The 440-nt window shown below is 65.2% G+C and carries 1 protein-coding gene; it reads right to left on the bottom strand.

Annotation, left to right across the window (positions count from 1 at the left end):
- Positions 1-440 (bottom strand): Tn3 family transposase (locus HMPREF2886_RS27320; protein WP_139148413.1); only part of this gene is annotated, 440 nt, incomplete at both ends.

Below are 440 nucleotides of genomic sequence, written 5' to 3'. Positions count from 1 at the left end.
AGGTGGAATCTCGGACGCCGACATTCACCACGCGGGTGCTGAACGGCGCGTACTGGTCGGAGATATGGGTGTAGAACAGCCGTCCCGGCTCGCTGCCGTACTTCGGGTTGACGTGCCCGGTGCTCTCGCCCCGGCCACCCGCGCGGAAGCGCTGGCCATCGGAGGATGAGGTCGTGCCGTCGCCCCAGTGGGCGGCAAAGGCGTGGCGATACTGGTGGTTGACCAGCTCGGCCAAGGCCGCCGAATAGGTTTCATCGCGGATATGCCAGGCTTGTAGCCAGGACAGCTTGGCGTAGGTCAGGCCGGGGCTCGACTCGGCCATCTTGGTCAGCCCGAGGTTGATCGCATCACCGAGGATTGCGGACAGCAGCAACGTCCTGTCTTTGGCCTCGGCCCCGTCCTTCAAGTGGGTGAAGTGGCGGCTGAAGCCCGTCCAGTCG

Source organism: Pseudomonas sp. HMSC066A08 (assembly GCF_001813025.1).
In the GTDB taxonomy this organism is placed as follows: Bacteria; Pseudomonadota; Gammaproteobacteria; order Pseudomonadales; family Pseudomonadaceae; genus Pseudomonas; species Pseudomonas aeruginosa.
Note: the sequence above shows the minus strand (reverse complement) of the source record. Positions and strands in the feature narration are given on the sequence as shown.